Consider the following 19,120-nt stretch of genomic DNA (forward strand, 5'->3'; position numbering starts at 1 on the left):
GCGACACTTTTTCTAAACAGCGTTTAAAACTTATACGTAAGAGTGAGGCTACCGTTTGTTGGCGCGCCATAATAACCCACGGTTTGTAAGCTATTAATGTACTGCTCATCAGTAATATTATTAACGTTTGCCTGTACTGCAACTTGGTCATTAATATTCCAACGCGCGAAGGCGTTTAGCAGCGCGTAGCTACCTTGCTTAACATTGTAATCAGTGCTTTCAATTTTAGATTGCCAACGACCATTTAAACCAACAACCACTGCATCTGTTAACGCATAATCTACTGTTACACCGACAACATCGCGAGGTGCCCATTTATTAGTGTCATCACCATTTTCATCTGTTACATCAATATGTGTGTAAGATGCGACGATATTCATAGCGTCGGTGATTTTACCTGTGACTTCAAATTCATAGCCTTCTGACTCAATAGACACGCCTTCATAGTAATAAATACCATCTTCAGTGAGGCCCGCATATTGCGCAAAGTTATCTTGCTCTGCAGTAAAATAAGCAAATGTTGTCATAAGGGCATCATCAAACCAAGAAGCCTTAACACCAGTTTCAAAGTTAGTGCCTTTGGTAGGTGCTAAATATTGGCCGTTGTAATCAGCTTGTTCTTGTGGCTGATAAATATCTGAGTAACTGGCATATAAGTTTAAATCGTCGTTTAACTTATAGGTAAAACCGATATATGGGCTTGTCTCGCTCTCATCATTATCGATAGATGCACCAGCATTCATGCCTGAGCGTTCAAACTCAATAGCGTTAAAACCAACCACGGTAAATAATTTATCAGTAATATTTAACTGAGCCGAGCCAAAGTAACGGGTTAGCTTTTGTTCAATATCTGAATACAGAACCGGTGTTAACCAATCAGGTTCTGGGATCGCATCTAAATCGTATGGGAACGCAGGCGTTGGTCCATAAGCCGGTGTATTTGCAAAATCAAACGGGTGTTGATACATCACATCATCACTTTTAGCGTGGCTTACCCCAAAGCTTGCTTGGTGCTCTTTTCCAAACAATTCAAAGGCACCAAATGCTTTGATTTCAAATAAATCAGCATCCACTTCGCTATCATAACGACCCGGCCAACCACTTAGGCCAAGATTGGTGTCTTTATCAATGCTGCCACTGGCATAAAATAGTTTGTCTTGCTCTTCAAAACCACGGAAGTTGTAGCTCGCTTGAAGCTGCCATGCGTTTGCAAAAACATAGTTGTATTCAACAAATGCAGAGGTGTTAATGGTGTCCCACATTGTCCACTCTTGGGTGGTTGTGTCGCTGACATCCCATTTAGCTTGCGTACCATCTGTGTAGTTATAAACAAGGCCGCCCCAAGTATTGCCATCGGTATCAGCGTCTTGATATGAGTAACCCATAGTAACCGTTGAGTTATCAGTAAGCTGACCATCTACCACTGCAGAGAAAAACTCGCGATTGTTCTCAAGGCCATCCAGATATGATTCTTTATCTTCTGCGGCAGCCACAAAGCGAGCAGCCCAACTACCTGATTCGGTTAATAATAGTGAGTAGTCAGCTTGTAAACGTTTAAAATCCCATGAGCCAATAGAGACACCGATTTCGCCGCCGTTTTCGTTTTTAGGGCGTTTGCGTACATAGTTAAGGGTACCCGATGCATTACCTACACCAGTAAGTAAGCCATTAGCACCACGAACAACTTCAATTTTTTCGTAGCCATATGCTTCCATTGCGCCGGTAACGATACCCCAGTCATTCGGTAAGCCAACTCCATCGATTTGTGTATTCTTAATTTCAAAACCACGCGATGTATAGTTGGTACGGTTCGTTTCCCATTCTTCAACATTGATACCCGGGGCTAAGCGTAAAGCATCATTAATGTTAAAAGCGGAATAATTTTTTAGCTGCTCAGCAGAGATCACACTGATTGATTGCGGCGTTTCATCAATTTCTAATGCTAAACCTGTTGCGCCTTCACTAATACGGTTTTGACGTATGCCAACAATTTCGATTTTTTCGAGATTAGCTTCTACGTCAGCTGTTTGCTCCGCAAAACTGATTTGAGGGTAAAGTGCATAAAGAATAGCGGTTGCAACAGGCAACTGAGTGAATTTCATTTTTATCTCCGCGTGTTATTTAGCTGGTTTTTAGGGTTTTTGTGTTTGATAAGGAAACTATTTGCGGGTAAGTTATCACAAATGATAATAACTATCATCACCATTCATCGCAAATGGTGGTATGTTAATACAAATAAGTTTAAAAATTAGTTTTTTGAAATGCTTTTGAGGTGCTTATATTAATTCGGCTAATTAAGAGAAAGGTTTTTAGGTAATTAAACCTGAGTAATATTAGGAAAAAATTTGTTGCTTAGTTGCTCTCTGCAATTGAACCTCGATTGCTTTAGCTGGGACGCCTATAAAGCTATAAATAAGCTAATTTTAAAGCTAGTAGTGAAAGGTGTTATTTTTAAAAATAATTAAGCTTTAATGCCAATTAATGAAATTCAAATGAAGTAAACACAAAAAAGGCGCCAGTTGGCGCCTTAAATTCGGGGTATTTTACTTTCTTCGCAGAGAATACGTATCATGACCTATTAGCGTTACAGTTTGGGCAAGACTTACCTCTTCAATATCCATTACAACCACACGCTCTCTAGAGTGAAGGACTTCTGAATCAAGAGATTGCTCTTCTTGAAGCATATAGAAGTGATTACCAATCTGGCCACCACTATGATCGATATTAGCTTCGTGAAGACTGTATTCTTTGTAGCCTGCAATAGTCTCTAGCGTTCCAGATGTACCAGAGCCAGGTAAAATAGCAAGGTACGAAACACGCTCAGCAAAGTGTCCTTCATTCAAGCTTTCTTGCTCGTAAAATGCTGCATCAAATCCAGTGCTTGTTAGGTTAGCAGCGCGCGTATAAACGGTATGGCTTCCATTGAAAGTCTGTACTTGTAAAAACAAATATGGCTGTTTTGCAAATGAGTCTTTGAACTCAACAGCTTTATATTCTCTCGTGCCACTTAACATAAAGCTGCCAACCTCAACAATAGTGCCATCATTCATAGTGTAACGGCCTTCATCCATTGCTAGAAAGTCAAACGACTCAACATCTTTATGCGCATCTTTGATGTATTGCCATTTTTGAAATGAGACAGCATAGCTATTGTCGCTTACATTGGTTAATCTTAGTGCTCCACCATTAGGATCATTATTAGTAGGCGCCGATGTGAAGATAGCCGGTGCTGTAAAATATTGGTCAGCAAAGTCGAATGACTTCCATTTAGCACCCAATTGGTCCATCACTTTTTCTGAATAATAAGCGATACCTTCGTTCTCGATTAAACAAGGCGCTTGGGTGTAACATTCCGTCGTATTTTGCGTATTAGTCGTTAAATCATTGATACGTACAGGCAAGCTTGCAACAAAACATGATTTACCCGTGTATGGGCTTAATTTATAAAGTTTTGATTCGTTTTTGTCACCATGGTCATTGATAACTGAGCGACTGATGATAATATCACCTTTTTGACTCAGTGTTGCACCACCAACATTTACTAAGTTGTGTTCAGCAAGCTTTGTGTATTGATAATTGCTTTGATCAACACTGTAAACCGATGTCGCAGTGATCAGGAAAAGTTCGCCATTTTTGATAACTAAATCAGCTCGGCTTAAGCCTTCAACATCACTAAAGTCTGCAAGCTCAGTTGTACTACCTGTATTTTTATCAATTTTTAGTAGCTTAGAATAACTAACTGCAATTAATGAGTCAGTTTGAGGATCATAGGTTAAACCAATAACAGAACTCGTTCTGCCAACAGAAACATGCTCACCTGTAGCATGGTCTAAATACGCTAAACGACTATATTTAAACTTTTCGCCTTGGATTGGCAATTGTGATGATTGCTCTTCACTAATATTAAGGTGAGAGGTATCAACTTTGTACTCTAGTGGAATAGGTGATGAAACATAATAAGTTCGGTTTGTTGTTTCATCATAAGCAATAGCCGATGAGCTAAATTTAGCGATTGAATCGGCTTTAGCTGTTTTATTTTGTTCGTCTAGGCTAAACATAATGCCAAGTTCGCCTCGGCCTGAATTCATCGCAAACAACTCGCCCTGACAGCTATTTGCAGTTGCATTGCTTGCTGTCATAACACCAGCAACAGCAAGGGTCGATAATAACAAGTTATTTTTCTTAGACATTCGTATATTCCACTAGTTAGTACATTAGGATACAAAGCAAAAAGGTGAGCCTTGTATTAATAATGAGCATTATAGTGAGAACAGTAACTTTACGAATGCCGAGAAAAGCTGTTTTTAAGTCTTGAAATTAATCCTTTACTATTAAAAACAGGCTCTTTTAGAGTCAATCAATCACATTTCTGACTTTTCTGATCCTCCTCCGATGAGTGAGACATTGAGCTGCCAACAGAAGCCGTGATAACCAATAAAATCGCTAACCACTGCCATACACTAAGCAACTCAGCTAAAATAATAAATCCAGCAAGTGCAGCAATGGCAGGTTCTAGGCTCATCATGATGCTAAAGCCTTGTGCTGGCATATTACGCAGCGCAACCATCTCTAAAGTGTATGGCAGCGCACTTGACATGATGGCAACTAAAATACCAAGCGGCAGAACTTCCCAGCTCAAGAGTGCTGCGCCTTGTGAAGCTGCGCCATAAGGTACAAGTACAATCGCGGCAACGCTCATCCCCATAGCAACCGTCATCCCGCCAGAGCCTTGGTTACCTGTTTTTTTGCCGAACAAAATATAAAACGCCCAACAGGCACCAGCCGCAAGGGCTAGAATCACACCCACGGGGTCGAGGCTGTCTTCGCCTTTCATATCAGGTAATAATAAAATAATGCCTGCAATGGCACAGGCTACCCAGAATAAATCGCGCTTTTTACGTGACGAAAGTAAAGCAACTGCAAGGGGACCGGTAAACTCCAGCGCAACACCTATTCCTAAAGGGATACGCTCAATTGCGTAATAAAATAGAATGTTCATACCACCTAAGCTCAGACCATAGATGATAATCGGCATGCGTTGACCCATTGGCGGAAGCGCGCGCCAAGGTTTAAACACAAGGCACAAAATGGCAGCTGAAAAACCCAAGCGTAGGGCAGTGGTTCCCTCAGGGCCTATTACAGGAAATAATTGCTTTGCAACAGAGGCTCCCGATTGAATGGTAACCATTGCAAGAAGTACGCATATAACAGCAACAAAAAACGGTGGGATGGTGCGTTGCATCACTGTCCTTATGAATTATTAAGAGCTTAAGTTTGCGGCGATTTTACTGATGTTTTAGTTTATAAGAAACGTTTTTCGTTAAATGGACATGGATTATCGATAAAGCAAAATAGCGGGTATCAAATTGCTTTGATACCCGTGTTCAAAATGCTTAAATTTGGTTTGCTTGTTGAAAGGCCGGCATGATGGTTTGCGTGGCCTGCTTTTGCTGCTGGCGTTTGGCCATGTTAAAGAACAAAGCGGCAAAAATAGCAGCGACAATATCAACCATATAGCTTGTGTAAAAAAGCGAATTAACGTTACTTAAAGCAAGTTTCAGTAAGGTTGAGAGCACCATTAATGCACATAGGCCTGCAAGCAAATAAAGCCCAACAATGGTCGCCTTTTTTACAGGTTTTAAAAAGCAATAAATCACAAAAGCAAAAAAAGCGGCGTAGTAACTGTATAGGGTGGCGTAGTTTGTGTTGCTAACAAATGTAGGTAGCCATTTGGCAGCAACGAGTGTGAAGGCAACGGCAATCATCGACCCGAAACAAACGCCAATGGTGAGTTTTGCCATAAACAAGGTACTGCGTTTATTAGCATCTTTTTTAAAGCGTTTGTCTATCCACAGTAAATTACCTGAATAGAATAAGAAGGCGCCAAGTAACCCCATAACGAAGTAGCCCCAACGACCCCAGTCTCCCCCATAGGTGCCAAAATGGAGTGAGAAAATACTGGCAACCATGTTACCCCACACTGCACCTTCGCCTTGCGGGTAGCTTGAGTTTACCACTTCTAGTGTGTACGGGTTCATGAATAGGTAATCAGTATCTGGTCCGCGCACTACCGCATTATTGTTACTCATCATAAACACCGCAGAAGGTGATGCTGAATTTAAATTACTATAGCGAATATGGATTGGCTCATAGCCGGGGGCATAGTTTTTCGCTGCAAATACTTGTTCATCAATGCGTGGTAAGTTCTCAATATGAAAACTTTGCGCGGCAGGCGTAGGGCGCTGAAACAGTGGCTTGCCATCATAAAATTGCGCTAAACCACCATAAATAAAGTCATGAAATGCAAACACTACTACGGTAAAAGCAATGACTAAATGAAACGGTAAACTCGCTATACCGACAAGGTTATGGCTATCGAGCCAGAATCGACTAGGTCCTTTTTCTTTTCGCAGTGCAAAAAAGGTTTTAACTAATGTCGGCAGTAAAATAATCACTCCTGAGACCAAAGCTAAAAAATACAAAATACAGGCAATACCAAGAATATAGACTCCTGATTGGTCATGACCAATTTCGCCTATAAAGCCTGCTGTACGGTGTAAATAATCAACTAAATCGGCAAGTTCATTTTCGGTTTGTGCGCTGACGTTTAAAGTGCCATCAGCATTTAGGTGTGCGAAGTTGAGTTGTTTATCAAGCTCCATACCTCGGGCATTGCCTTTGATATACCACGAAAGAGGTGCATCTTGGGTATGTAAATCAAGATTAAAGCCTTTAGCAAGTTGTGCGCCATGTTCATTAATTACCGTATCTACCAGCGTTTGGTAGTCATAATTAGAGCTGGTGATTTTAGGGGCTTGAATAGGTGCTGCCCATTGCTGTATTTCGTGTTTGAACATGGTCAAACTGCCCGCATAAAAACCAATAAACAGCACTAAACCTGCAATTATGCCAGTCCATGTATGTACACCTTGATAGGTGCGAAGAATATCCGATCTGATTTTCATGATGCACTCCTTAGCATAAAAAACACGCCATAAAGCAGCACAGTTAAGCTGCCAAGCACAAGCCACGCTTGCTTTGCTGAGTTGAATAAATAACTAAAACTAAAAATGGTTAGCCAAACAGGCGTGATCATCCACATGTTAAATTGCACTTTATCGCGAGCATCAATGCCTCCTGGGCCATACCAAGCAAAAAATGCAACGAAAATAAATGAGAGGGCTAGCCCTAAAAATGCACCCGCTAGGGTTTTCCCTAACCAAGTTGGTTGGCGTTTAGATGAGCTTGTCATGAATTATCCTTTTCTTTTCAGCAGGCTAATAAAAGGGATCAGCATCAACATTAGCATCAAACTAAAAATGATATAGAACACGGCCGCTGTGACTGAGTATTGTTGCAAGGCAAGTATTAATGCGCAAACGATTAACGCAATCGAAAGTAATCGCCATTGTTTTTTAATAGGTTTTTTTAAGAATCGCTGCTGTTTTCTAGTGCAGTACACAGTAATGACAGCAAAAACGATAAGCAGGGTAACGGTAAAAATGAGCATAAGATTATAGTTGTAGTTGACGTTAAATCTAATTGTAAATGATAACTAAACTCAATTGCAATATCATTAAGCTTGTGTTAATTTCCTAGCGCTTTTTTATCAAACTCAATTTGTTTAATTCTAATAATCTCTTACGGGGAAAGGACATTGGCTACTGCATTTAAACTTAATTCACTCACCAAAGTTATGCTTGCATCATTACTTGTTACACAAGGCTCAGCATGGGCCGATGACGACCAAAGCAGTCGAAAATCAATGGATACCATTGTTGTTACAGGTGAAAAAACAGAGAAGTCACTTAAAGAGACCATGTCGTCAGTGGCGGTTGTTGATAAGTCTTTACTAGAAAACGGTCAACTTGCTTCTATATCTGAAGCGCTGTCAGAAATGGCGAACGTCGTTGTGTTAACGGGCTCGGTACCAGATATGCGAGGCGTGTCAGGTAATGGTGGTGCAACAGGTTTTAACTCATTTAGTGGTGGTTCCAAAGCCCGTGTTTCAACCTTAATCGATGGTGTAAGCCAACCGTTTGTTGCAGATTTAACCGGTGATACGGGTCTGTGGGATGTAGAACAAATTGAAGTTTACCGAGGGCCGCAATCAACCAGTAATGGTCGTAATAGTATTGCGGGTGCCGTTTACATGACAACTAAAGCACCTACTCAAGAATTTGAAGGGGCTGTGCGCGTTGGTTATCGTAACCAAGATAGCTACCTAGATACTGCCGCAGTTGTGTCCGGTGCGTTAGTTGAAGATGTATTAGCATTTCGTTTATCAACTCAGTACGTTGATGGCGAAACATTTTCAAATCCACCGGTATACGAAACAAACCCAACTGATCGTGAATTAAACAAGTTAAATACCAGTAGCACACGTGCTAAATTACTTTACACACCAAGCGAAGATCTTGCTGTACAGCTAACCTATTCAACTTACAGTGAAGAAGGTAATTCGGGTCGTAAGTACTTTTTAGCGGATGAGCCATTTGATTATGAGCCCCTATATCAACGCATTATGGATACTGAGTCTGACACCACGCAAGTGAATGTTGATTACAAAATTAACGATGATTTTTCGTTAGATGTTTTAGTTGCTTATATGGATTACAAATGGGGCTTTGAAGCATACGAGCCACTTGAAAGCGCAGAATCTGACGTATCAATGGATGAAAGTAACATCACTGTCGATACCAAATTGAACTTTGGTTTAAGCAATGATTTTTACTCAGGCTTTGTTGGTCTTGCTTATTTTGACCGTGACCAAGACTTTGAAAGTGTCGGAGCAACCAATTATTACGGCGACGATAGCAGTAAATCGACCGCAGTTTATGGTGAAACAAGCTTTAACTTAAGCCGCGAATTAACGTTAACAGCGGGTCTGCGCATTGAGCGTGAAGAACAATTACGTAATTTCAATATGGCATTTCGTGGTGATATGCTCGTTGAGCAACTTGATAATTCACACACACTGCGTTTACCAAAGCTCGCGATTCAATATGATATTAGCGACGAAACAACGTTATTTGCCAGTGCTCGTCGTGGTTACAATGCGGGGGGCGGCGCACTTGATTTTACTGCTGAAGATTATTACTACTACGATGAAGAAACCGTTAATACTTATGAAATTGGTTCACGCAGCGTAATCAATAATGGTGACATAAATATCAGCGCTAATGTGTTTTACAATAACTTTAACGGTTATCAAGCGCTAAGCTCAGAGCGTAAAATCACTAATATTGAAGATGCTCATAGCTATGGTTTAGAAGTAGAAGCCTACAGCATGCTGGGCGATCAGTGGCAGTTACATGGTGGCTTTGGTTTATTGAAAACTAAAATTGATGAATCATCAGCCTTTCCTGATGCCGTCGGCAATGATTTAAACTCTGCACCGGAGTTAACGGCGAGTTTAGGTCTGTCGCATTGGTTTACCGATAGTCTAAAAGTGAATTTAAGTGCCAATTATGTTGATGAATTTTATGGTGACTTAACAAATACAGAAGAGCGCGTTGCAGGTGATTACACCATTACGCGTTTATCGATGACTTACGATACTGAACAATGGTTGATAAGTGCCTTCATCAACAATGCCTTAGATGAAGAGGCGTATACCTCACAAGAACCTGTCAGTGGTCGCTACCCACAAGGCTATGTGGCAGTTGTAAACCCACAAACAATCGGTGCATCTGTTACTTACCGATTTTAAACTAAACGCTAGTCGCTGGTTTACTCAGCGACTAGCTCAATTTAAAACGATTTATCTGCTTGTTTAAATTATTTGCCAAGCTAGCCAGTTTACTCGATGAATCCGATATGCTTTGCGTTTGTTGCTGTGATTTTCGGCTGGTGTCTTGTACTTCGTTTAAGCGTTGGGCTATTTCTTCGGTCACTTGAGATTGCTGCTCAGATGCAGAAGCAATGGTCATATTAGCATCCGAAATAGCTTTTGCTTGCACGCTAATTTCATCAAGCATATGGCCCACTTTTTCTGAATTTACCACCGCCTCTTTTATTTGCGTATCACTTGCGCGGATCCTTTGCGTCACAGCATTGGTTGCCGTTTGTAACGAGTTAATTTTATCTTGGATCTCAAGAGTAGAGCTTTGCGTACGACTAGCCAAAGTTCTTACTTCATCAGCAACAACTGCAAACCCTCGCCCTTGTTCACCGGCTCTTGCAGCTTCGATTGCGGCATTAAGTGCCAGTAAATTAGTTTGTTCAGCAATGTTACTTATAACACTTAAAATAGCAGTTACTTCATTCACTGAGACTTCCAGTTGGTTAAGGTCTGTTAGTGATTTGGTTAAGGTATCGGCCACTGACTCAACAGAGCTCACTCCTTGTTGTACAACTTGCAAACCTTCTTTGGTTTTTTGATTGGCAGAGGTCGCACTGTTTGCTGCTTCTGCACAGTTTTGTGAAACTTCTTTAACGGCCGTTGAGTTTTCATAGACAGAGCTTGAAATCACTTCAATTGCTTGGCTTTGAATATCATTCAACGTTTTGGCCTGTCGTGAAATTTCATCGAGGCTTTTTGCTGCTACTTGGGCCTGCTCTGAATGATCATGAATTTCTTTAAGAAGCTGGGAAAGCTTATCAACCATAACGTTAAAGGTGCTCGCAAGCTGACCTATTTCGTCATCAGCTTTATGGTCAATATAACAAGATAAATCACCTTCAGATATACGCTTAGCTTCATCAATTAAGGCATGGGTTGCTTTAATCACTTTTTTCTCTAATTGCCAGTAACACACTATCAAGGTAGCTATAATGGTCAGCACTAAAACGGTGCTAGTTAAACTTAAGGTGACCACACGGTCATGATTACTTTTTACTTCTGCGGCACTTTTTTTCTCAATTGAACTTAAAAATGCTTGTACAGGTTGCTGAATTTTCTCAACTTCTGCCATGTAAGCCGCGTTGGTTAAAAGCTCGATAGCTTGCACCCATCTTTTATGTTCGCTTACGGTTAAGTTATTTGTATCACGACCAAGCAAATCACTGACTAGGCTAAAGGCTTTTTCTTCTGTTTCGACTAGTTTGAGTGATAAGTCGTTGGATTTTTGCAAGAGAGCTAAATCATCAGCAGCCACATTAAAAGCTCTTAAGCGCTGTACATAACTTTTCTTTTCGCCATTAAGCCAAGCAGCTTTTCCTTGAATTTGATCAACAAGATTTTGGTATTCCACTTTATAGCGAGGGTCTAAGGTTACAACATGTTGACGAGCAAGTTCTGTAAGGTGAATCGAATTTGAAGATGAAAACTTAGCAAGGTGGCTTAGTTCATAACGCTGTTGCGCCGACTCCATACTTTCTTCTTGTCCTGATTGTAGAAATAAAATTATGAGGAGTAGGCCGGTTGCAAGGGTAATGGTAGCCGCAAAAACCGCTCTTAATAAAAATCGTATAGACAAGGCTAATTCTCACAAATTAAATAATGCATGATTTAAACATAGTGCAATAACCTGCAACCGCAAAAAATATTGTTACAAATGATTATTTATTAAAAAGGTTAATTTAAGGAAAGTTAAAAGTCTTAATTATTAATAAAATGGTATGAGTTTTGCTGTGTCTAGCCTTTTTGCCAAGGAAGACAAAATGTTGACGATCAATTCGCCACGACTACGAACGCCAAATTTACTGCAAAATACGCAATCTATCACCTCAACCTATGAGAAGTTAGCTTCTGGAAAGCGTATAAACTCTGCTAAAGATGACGCTGCAGGCCTACAAATAAGCCATCGATTAACAACGCAAATAGCAGTAAAGCAGCAAACGCTTAGAAATTTACAAGATGGGATCAGCTATGGGCAAGTGGCAGATGCTGGGTTATCCGAGCTAACAGACTCGCTTCAACGCATGCGAACTTTAGCCCTTCAAGCCGCAAATGGCTCAAATACAGATATCGATAGAGAAGCGTTAAATGAAGAGTTTTCACAGTTACGAGATCATATAAACAGCGTTGTAGCCAATACAGAAATTTTTGGTAAAAAACCATTAATGTCTAAGCCTGAGCAAGAGACGAATTTAGATAATGTACCTGTATTGAATGAGGTGTTTTCTAATAATGTTCAGCAAGGAATGAGATCAGGGGATGTTTCTTTAGGCCTAATACCTGCAGGTTCAACGAACGTTAGAATTCAAATAAATGATAATGGTGCGAATGATGATTTAAATCTATTTACCCAAACTGGCGAGCATTTAGTGGGGCAAGATTTATCGTCTGTGCAATCTAGAATTGAAGCAAATCTATTTACTCCAGCAAATGGTTACCAAGGAACAGAAACATATAGCAATGGCAATTTATTTACGGGGGGAGGTTTTAATTTCCCAGCTGTAAATAGTCAAACAATTAACGGAATGAACTTTACCTACTCGGGGAATGGTAACCCAAGCTCAGGAAGTTCAAATGAAGAAATATTCATTGATAATGTAACCGAGCCGCTGCTTCTTACTGTGATTGGCTCGGGGATGTTTCGAATTACTGCCAGTTGGGATTCTTTGGGGAGTTTAAATTCATCATCTGCTGAATCAAGTGATGGTCCAATGATGGTAACATCAACAGACCAAGCGGTCGGCGAAGATGGTTATATTATATTTGATGATATAGATGCCAGTGCTGGCTCTTTAACGATTGACGGCATTACTATAAGCAGCGAAGACTTGGCTCAAAATGCAATTGCCAGAATCGACACTGCATTGTCGCGAATCGGGGGATTTAGAGCTGAAATCGGTGCAAAAATGAACGCTATTGAGTCAACTATGCGCAATCAATCTAATCAATCGTCGATGCTAAGCTCAGCAAATCAGCGAATTGAAGATACTGATTTTGCAAAAGTAATGGCAGAAAAAGTATCTCTAGATATTGTTCAGCAAGCGAGTGTTAGTGTTGCTATGCAAGCAAGAGATATTACTAAGAATGGAATTTTGAGTTTGTTAGGGCAACTAGAATAGTTGCCCTTAAACGCTATTAGCTTTTATCTGCAGGATACACAACACCAAGCTGACTTCGCGCTTCATCAAGCACTGCCATGACTTGCTTTGAAAGTGCATGGGTATTAACTGATGACTCAATTTGTCCTGCATTGGCCGCTTGAATAAAGTGGCTTACTTCATGGCGCATAAAGTGTTCATCAAATGGCTCAGAGAGTTCTTCGACCGTGCCATCGTTACCAATATATTGCATACGCTTTAATAAAGAGACAGCTTCGATACGAATACGGCCTTTTTCACCTTGAATTTCAGTAAAATTATCGCCTTGTGAGATTTTAGAGTAGCTTATTACTGCTTGTTTATCGGCATAATTTAATAATACATCGCCGGCGCCATCAACACCGGTTTCAAGTAACACACCACTGGCTTTCACACTCTGAGGCGCGCCCCATAAAGCGAGTAAAATATACAGCGGATAAATACCTAAATCGACTAATGCGCCGTTAGCAAACTCCGGTAAAAAAGTATTTGGGCGCTCACCATTTTTATACTTATCGTAACGTGATGAGTACTGACTATATTGACCAATATATTTGCGAGGTACGCCAATTTTAGTGAGGGCACTTTTTAAGCGAGCAAAGTTTGGTAAATGCGTGGTCATCATCGCTTCCATGTATAAGCGTTGATTTTCTTTAGCTGCTTCGATAATCAGCTCAAGCTCTACGCTGTTTGCTGCCGAAGGCTTTTCACCTAAAACGTGTTTACCCGCTTTTAAACACATAACAGCATAGTCTTTGTGTAAGCTATTTGGTGCCGCAATGTAGACGGCATCTACCAGAGGGTCTTGGCATACTTGTTCAATATTGGTAAACACTTTAGCGTCTGTCATGTCGTGCTTTGCAAGGAAAGACTCACCTGTTTGCTGCTCTCGAGAGCAAACGCCATACAAGGAGAATTGTTCAATTTGTTTGGCTGCGCTCAAAAGCGTGTCGCTTATAAAATTGGTACCTACAATCACAAAGTTCATGGTTACTCCTCGTTGTTTTGTGCAAGCCATGCTTGCCAATCCTGTTCAAATTTTTCCATCTGTTTGTGCTTTTTGCTTAACAAATGTTTGTCTTCGTCTTCTTGGGCCATATAAGGGCCAACGCGACATAATGCACAGTGTTTATCACCTAAATAAGCGGGTAAAGTCAGCTTAGTAGTAATGTTGTTATCAGTTTTTTCGCTAAATACATAGGTAATGCCACTGGTGTCTTTTACATGTTTATCACGGTCAACATTGCGAATTTTATAGCCTGGGAATAAATTAATATCGAATGGCATTTGGCCTAAATAATGGCAGTTTAGCCCCTGATTTAAGCTGCCTTCAATATTCCATTCGCGATACGGTTTTACATCTTTAGAGGTTATGTAACACAGCATCGGGCCGTTTTTATCTAATGCAAATTGGCTTGCGTAGTCTAGATAGCGATGCAACAAGGCACGGTTTAAAACATTCATACCACCTTGTTGGGTATTTGCTTTAAATGCTGCCTCACCTTTGAATGCGGGTATAAGTGGAAATTGAAAAATAACTACATCGAAACGTGCATCGACTAAGCGCAGCCACGAGTCTGGCTTTGTTACATCAAATTCAGTGAGTGTAGCTACATTTAGTTGTTGCAATGCGCTTAGTGCATTGTTGGCATATTTTTGCTCAATAGTGTTTGCATCATCATAAGTCGAAGCAACAAGCTTGGTTGGTTTTATATGACGAGCTATGGCGTGCGAAAATGACAAATCACCATCGCCTACCGTCAAAATGCGCCAACTTGGGTCTAAAAACATGTCGTTATTTGCCTTGTTCTGGCGCTGTTTCAACTGCAGTTTTTGGGCAAAGCGCTAAACGAGTTTTTAGCCCTTCAATGGCAATTTGTTTAAAGATCAAGTTAAAGCTAATCAAAACGGCAATAACGATATGGATAGGACCGTGCGTAAACCCTGCGTCGGTGTCAAAGAGCATTAAACCGAAAAGCAAAAACATGGTGGCTAAAAATATTTCAATCAACTGATTAGAATATATCTTTAAAGTACCTTGGTTTTTGTGATCTTTTTTAATGTGGATAGCACAAAAAAAGGGAATCACTTTAATTTTAAAGTGAGCGCCTTTTTCAACGTAATTTTCGCCGAGTAGGTCTAGTTTGGCGCGCAATTGATCTATCATAGCAAGTCCTTAAGAAACTGAGCCGCGGATGTTACCGCAAACCGGCCTAAAGGGCTACTCAGGATAGATGCTGATGCCAATTACAAAGATGTGGCATACAAACACCACTGACGTTAAAACAAAACGCATTTTTTGATAATCAACGTGATAGGTTTGCCACTGTGGTGAGCTTTTTTCAAATAACAGCACTAACCAAAAACTTGCTGCGAGCCAAGCCAGTGTCCAAGTTGCTGGTAAAAAGCTTAAAAAGCCAATCGGTAAGATAGGAATAATCGCTTTTATAGCATCAGCATGCGTTTGCTGGCCTGCATGCCATAAGTTACCAGCCATAAAGGCTAAAATAGCGATGCTATAAAAAGTGAAAAAGTCTAAGTTGACGGCATTACTTCCTGCAATAAGTGGCCAGCCTACGCAGCCTAAAAACGGTAGTAAACCTAAGTAACCAAGTTGAATGTGATTAATAAACTTTTCCATAATGACCTTAAAGCCGCCTAACTGGTATAAAATAACTCGTAGTTATTTTATACCAGTTAGGCGGCTAAAACGATCGCTTTATTATTGGCGTAACTCTCGACGTAGAATTTTGCCAACCGTCGATTTAGGCAATTGTTCCATAAAAATGATTGATTTAGGTACTTTATAAGCACTTAAGTTTTCGCGGCAATAGTCACTCACCTGTTGCTCATCAATCTGCTCTTTTAAAGTAATGTAGGCACAGACACGCTCACCGGTTTTTTCATCTTTTGCACCAATAACGGCCGCTTCGCAGATAGCAGGGTGCTGACAAAGTACGTTTTCAACTTCGTTAGGGTACACGTTAAAGCCAGAGACAATAATCATGTCTTTTAAACGGTCTACAATTTTATAATTACCACTTGGTAGCTTCAGACCCACATCACCGGTTTTGAAAAAACCTCGTTTCATAGATTTATCGGTTTCATCTTGGCGCTGCCAGTAGCCCATCATCACTTGCGGGCCTTTAACAACAATTTCGCCAGACTCACCGTCAGCAACAGGCTCATCGTTTTCATCCCAAATTTCCACAGTGGTGTTTGAGAGTGGGCGGCCAATACTGCCAATCTCTTCTTTTTTAAAGTCGTTTAACGTCGCAACTGGCGAGGTTTCTGATAAGCCATAGCCTTCTGTGATTGTACAACCTGTGGTGCTCATCCATGCATCAGCAGCTGCGTGTGTTAGAGCTGCGCCCCCTGAGACTGTCATTTTTAGGTTTGAAAAATTCAGGGCTTTAAAACCTGGATGCATACACAAGCCAATAAATAAGGTGTTAATGCCTGAAAAGTAATTAATTTCAAATGGTTCAATTTGCTTTACTAAGGCATCTAAATCACGAGGATTTGGGATAAGTACATTAAATTGCCCCATTGCGAATAGGCCAACCATATTCACCGTAAAGGCGTAAATATGATAAAGCGGAAGCGGACAAATACCCGTTTCTTGGCCAGGGGTTAAAATTTCGTCAAAGCGTTCATTCATTTGCTCGGCATTAGCTAAGATATTGCCATGACTAAGCATTGCAGCTTTAGCAACTCCTGTTGTTCCCCCCGTATATTGCAAAACGGCAATATCATCACGGCTTGCTTGGTGTGGTTTAAGTGGAGCGAGTTTTTCCCCTTGGTGAATGAGTTCAGGTAATGACAATTGGCCGGGTTGCAGTGAAGGTTCACCCACCGCTGAAGTAACAATCACTTTTTCTATGGAGGTTTGACTAATGATAGTGGCTAGTTTATCGGTTAGTGCGTCCAGTATTACGATGGCATTTACGCCTGCGTCATTGAACTGATGAAGCATTTCACGAGCAGTGTAAAGCGGATTGGTATTAACAACGATTAATCCGGCACGAAATGCAGCATAAGTAACGACAGGGTAGTCAACTATATTAGGCAATTGGATCGCGATTCGGTCGCCAACCTTAAGGTTACTTTGCTGTTGAAACCACTGAGCTAAGTAACGAGATTGCTGTTCGATTTGTGAATAAGTAAGTGTTTTACCCGCACTATTATAGGCTGGGAGTTCTGCATAGGTTTGACATGTTTGGTCTATCAATTGCGTGAGGTTATCATGTGTGTTCATGGTTGTTCCTTAGCGTGTTGTTCTTATTAGTTGTTGTTTGATGAGGCGATCCATTACAGAGTCCATAACCCAATTAGGTAAATAATGGCTCATGACATAAGTTAGTTTAGATTGTAAGCCAAGGATCACCATTCGTTTTTGTTTATCTAAGCTTTTTACTATTTGCTTAGCTGTGTCAGCAGCATTTTCTGAGGCGTTATGTGCTTTGTTGAAACACATCAAGCTGAGTTTAATTTTGTTTGGCTTAAACGTTTGGCGTAGTTCCTTTGCAAGTATCAATACACTTGGTTCTGGTGAAACTTGAGCTTTATTTGTAACAGGAACCATTAATGCAAGGTGGCTATTCATCGCCAGTTCTGGGCTTATAACTGTGGCAACGTTTCGTAGTGCAAGAGCGTGATCACTGTTGGTTATTTCATCCGAACGGTCACAATAAATTGCCAATTCAGGTTTACCAATAGCGGCAATTGCATTATTTACTTGGATTTGTAACCCTTCAATATCGCAGATATGGGTGGCAAAAAATTCTATATATTGATTGCTGTGTGCAAGGCTACACAAGGTTTGCTTTGTTATATCGCTAAATTGCTTGTCGAATAACGCAACATCATCACCACGACGAATATATTGCTTTGCTAATTCGAACCCAATACCACTATTACTACCGGTAATAAACACTCTTCTTAACATTACTCGACCACTGATTAGCGAAACTAGCTAGTCAATATATATAAATTGTTAACCAATTAATTAACTTTATACGACCTGTTTTTAGCTTTTTGCGCCATTATAATCAATGTGACTTACGATAGTCTTTTGGTGGCATGCCATACCAGCGTTTGAATGCTCGGGTAAATTCGCTGTAATTAGAAAAGCTTAAGATATCTGAAATGTTTGATAAGCTTAGGCTTGATTCAGTTAAATATTGGTGAGCTAAATTGCAACGAACCTCATCAACGAGTTCGCGAAATGTTGTGTCATACTGGGCTAAATGTCGCTGTAGACTTCGTGCACTCATTGATAGCTTTTCAGCGATTAAATTAACACCAAATTGTTCATGAAGTAGATATTGTTTTATAAGCACTTCAACATGTTCACAAATATTTTCGCGTTTAGACTCATTCGGGTGTCCAAGTTGTTGACTAAGAATAGAAAACAACTGCTTATCTGAGTTCTTAATGGCCAACTTTAGGTATTTTTTCTCAAACACTAATGCGGTATGAGCACAGTTAAATACTGGTATTTGACCAAGGGCTTGGCGGTATACACTGGTGTTTGCATCACAGCTGTGAGGCAGTTCTAGGCGGTGAAGTTTTATTTGGTCATCGGTTAATTGTTTTAAAAGATTAACCCCAACACTCAGAGCTAGATCTGCTCCGTGATATACACCGACTTTTAAACTACTGCGCACTAAAAAAGACAGTTTTACAAAGTCTTGGCCACTTTCGAGCAACAGATCAGCACTATTTTGATGAATATGATAGTACTTGGTTAAGTTTTTTAACGCCATTTCAAGAGTCTCGCAGTTACCCATCAAATAACCAACCGAACCTAAGATGTTGAGACTTTGCCAGCGACCTAGCTCTAGGCCGAAATAGGGCAGATTTAATTCTTTCGCTGTGATTTCTAGTAACTCAATGAGCTGCTGATATTGCACAAAATTATTGGGCTCAATGAGTTGTTTTCTGTCTAAGCCTACGCGCTCTAATAGTGCATCTGGGTTTACTAATTTACTTTCAATCAGTTCGACATAGCCATGTAAAGCAGATGCTCTAATTAGGTCAGGTGTGTGTGTTTTGCGAGGCATAGTTTGCTCTTTTTTAGTGCGTTGGCGTAAAAAGTAAAAAATTTTGCGTAAAAAGTAAAGTAATACAGGTCATTAAA

Annotated in this window: 15 protein-coding genes; 2 read left to right on the forward strand and 13 right to left on the reverse strand. The window is 40.4% G+C overall.

Features of this window, described 5'->3' with window-relative positions; translation table 11 throughout:
* Positions 1–23: 23 nt before the first annotated feature.
* The 5 genes from E5N72_RS20330 to E5N72_RS20350 all read right to left on the reverse strand — a co-directional run bounded on the left by E5N72_RS20330 (position 24) and on the right by E5N72_RS20350 (position 7,252).
* On the reverse strand, positions 24–2,102 hold the full coding sequence (locus E5N72_RS20330) for a TonB-dependent siderophore receptor (protein WP_135926895.1): 2,079 nt from the start codon (positions 2,100–2,102) through the stop codon (positions 24–26).
* A gap of 441 nt (positions 2,103–2,543) precedes the next feature.
* The gene (locus E5N72_RS20335; RefSeq protein WP_135926896.1) at positions 2,544–4,190 is read right to left on the reverse strand and encodes a hypothetical protein; all 1,647 of its coding nucleotides are present in this window, start codon (positions 4,188–4,190) and stop codon (positions 2,544–2,546) included.
* Positions 4,191–4,357: 167 nt separating this feature from the next.
* A complete protein-coding gene (locus E5N72_RS20340; RefSeq protein WP_135926897.1) occupies positions 4,358–5,242 on the reverse strand; it encodes a DMT family transporter in 885 nt (294 codons plus the stop codon).
* 151 nt (positions 5,243–5,393) lie between these two features.
* On the reverse strand, positions 5,394–6,965 hold the full coding sequence (locus tag E5N72_RS20345) for a PepSY-associated TM helix domain-containing protein (RefSeq protein WP_135926898.1): 1,572 nt from the start codon (positions 6,963–6,965) through the stop codon (positions 5,394–5,396).
* Positions 6,962–7,252, reverse strand: coding sequence for a hypothetical protein (locus E5N72_RS20350; protein WP_119853064.1), 291 nt, complete (start codon positions 7,250–7,252; stop codon positions 6,962–6,964). The genes E5N72_RS20345 and E5N72_RS20350 overlap by 4 nt, the downstream gene beginning before the upstream one ends.
* Positions 7,253–7,696: 444 nt before the next feature.
* Here E5N72_RS20350 and E5N72_RS20355 point away from each other — a divergent pair, with 444 nt between their 5' ends.
* Complete coding sequence (locus tag E5N72_RS20355) at positions 7,697–9,712, forward strand: TonB-dependent receptor (RefSeq protein WP_063701349.1); 2,016 nt, start codon at positions 7,697–7,699, stop codon at positions 9,710–9,712.
* A 31-nt stretch (positions 9,713–9,743) separates the two neighbouring features.
* On the opposite strand, the gene E5N72_RS20360 is transcribed toward E5N72_RS20355, so the two are convergent.
* The gene (locus E5N72_RS20360; protein WP_135926899.1) at positions 9,744–11,315 is read right to left on the reverse strand and encodes a methyl-accepting chemotaxis protein; all 1,572 of its coding nucleotides are present in this window, start codon (positions 11,313–11,315) and stop codon (positions 9,744–9,746) included.
* A gap of 289 nt (positions 11,316–11,604) precedes the next feature.
* On the opposite strand from E5N72_RS20360, the gene E5N72_RS20365 reads away from it, so the two are divergent.
* The gene (locus tag E5N72_RS20365; RefSeq protein ID WP_168246771.1) at positions 11,605–12,960 is read left to right on the forward strand and encodes a flagellin; all 1,356 of its coding nucleotides are present in this window, start codon (positions 11,605–11,607) and stop codon (positions 12,958–12,960) included.
* Between the two features lie 16 nt (positions 12,961–12,976).
* Here the strand turns inward: E5N72_RS20365 and E5N72_RS20370 are convergent, their stop codons facing one another.
* From E5N72_RS20370 to E5N72_RS20400, 7 genes are all read right to left on the reverse strand, one after another.
* Positions 12,977–13,966 (reverse strand): Gfo/Idh/MocA family oxidoreductase, encoded by a 990-nt coding sequence (locus E5N72_RS20370; protein WP_135926901.1) that lies wholly within the window; start codon positions 13,964–13,966, stop codon positions 12,977–12,979.
* 2 nt (positions 13,967–13,968) lie between these two features.
* The gene (locus E5N72_RS20375; protein ID WP_135926902.1) at positions 13,969–14,769 is read right to left on the reverse strand and encodes a class I SAM-dependent methyltransferase; all 801 of its coding nucleotides are present in this window, start codon (positions 14,767–14,769) and stop codon (positions 13,969–13,971) included.
* Positions 14,770–14,773: 4 nt separating this feature from the next.
* On the reverse strand, positions 14,774–15,145 hold the full coding sequence (locus E5N72_RS20380; protein WP_135926903.1) for a hypothetical protein: 372 nt from the start codon (positions 15,143–15,145) through the stop codon (positions 14,774–14,776).
* 54 nt (positions 15,146–15,199) lie between these two features.
* A complete protein-coding gene (locus E5N72_RS20385) occupies positions 15,200–15,619 on the reverse strand; it encodes a DUF3429 domain-containing protein (protein WP_135926904.1) in 420 nt (139 codons plus the stop codon).
* 81 nt (positions 15,620–15,700) lie between these two features.
* Entirely contained in the window at positions 15,701–17,236 is a 1,536-nt protein-coding gene (locus tag E5N72_RS20390) for an AMP-binding protein (RefSeq protein ID WP_135926905.1), read from the reverse strand.
* A 9-nt stretch (positions 17,237–17,245) separates the two neighbouring features.
* Entirely contained in the window at positions 17,246–17,926 is a 681-nt protein-coding gene (locus tag E5N72_RS20395) for a hypothetical protein (RefSeq protein WP_135926906.1), read from the reverse strand.
* A gap of 103 nt (positions 17,927–18,029) precedes the next feature.
* Entirely contained in the window at positions 18,030–19,043 is a 1,014-nt protein-coding gene (locus E5N72_RS20400) for an AraC family transcriptional regulator (RefSeq protein ID WP_135926907.1), read from the reverse strand.
* Positions 19,044–19,120 lie beyond the last annotated feature (77 nt).

Source organism: Pseudoalteromonas sp. MEBiC 03607, assembly GCF_004792295.1.
Classification (GTDB): Bacteria; Pseudomonadota; Gammaproteobacteria; order Enterobacterales; family Alteromonadaceae; genus Pseudoalteromonas; species Pseudoalteromonas lipolytica_C.